Here is a 540-nt window from a genome sequence, read left to right as displayed (position 1 = left end):
AAAGCCTACCAAGATATTTGCGATAAGCTTTCAGTTAATCCTGAAAACACAGGTTATATCGGAGACGATTTAATCGACTGGCCTGTAATGGCAAAGGTCGGCTTAAAGGTATGTGTGGCAGACGGTCACCCATTACTTGCACAAAGAGCCAACTACGTAACAACCATTAACGGCGGTTACGGTGCAGTACGTGAAGTCTGCGACCTTATTTTACAAGCAAGAAACGAACTCGACGTGCACAAAGGTTTAAGCATATGAGTTTTAATCGTATTATCTACTTAATACTCATCTTTATTACCTCTTGGTCAGCCTATTACTTGTACGACAAAGAGCAAACTTCGACGATACAAGTAGATCCAAATTTAGAACTGCCCGCGTTTAGTGGCAAGAATCTTGATAATATTAGCTATGACGAAAGCGGTATTCGTAGCTATCAAGTTGAATCGACCAATCTAGAGCACTACTCCGTCGTTGGCGATACACACTTTCAAGCCCCTATTCTTTCAGTATTCCGTGAAGGGCATACGATAGAATGGCGAG

General features: G+C 42.0%; 2 protein-coding genes. Both read left to right on the top strand.

Annotation, left to right across the window (positions count from 1 at the left end; genetic code table 11):
- The coding region (locus tag AB4653_RS09870; protein ID WP_372104016.1) for an HAD hydrolase family protein at positions 1-258 on the top strand (258 nt) is incomplete at its 5' end.
- Positions 255-540: LPS export ABC transporter periplasmic protein LptC (gene lptC / locus AB4653_RS09865; RefSeq protein WP_372104013.1), on the top strand; the 286-nt coding region annotated here is incomplete at its 3' end. The genes AB4653_RS09870 and lptC, both read left to right, overlap by 4 nt.

Source organism: Vibrio sp. 10N.222.48.A3 (assembly GCF_041475345.1).
In the GTDB taxonomy this organism is placed as follows: domain Bacteria; phylum Pseudomonadota; class Gammaproteobacteria; order Enterobacterales; family Vibrionaceae; genus Vibrio; species Vibrio tasmaniensis_A.
This window is presented reverse-complemented; position numbering and strand designations above follow the sequence as displayed.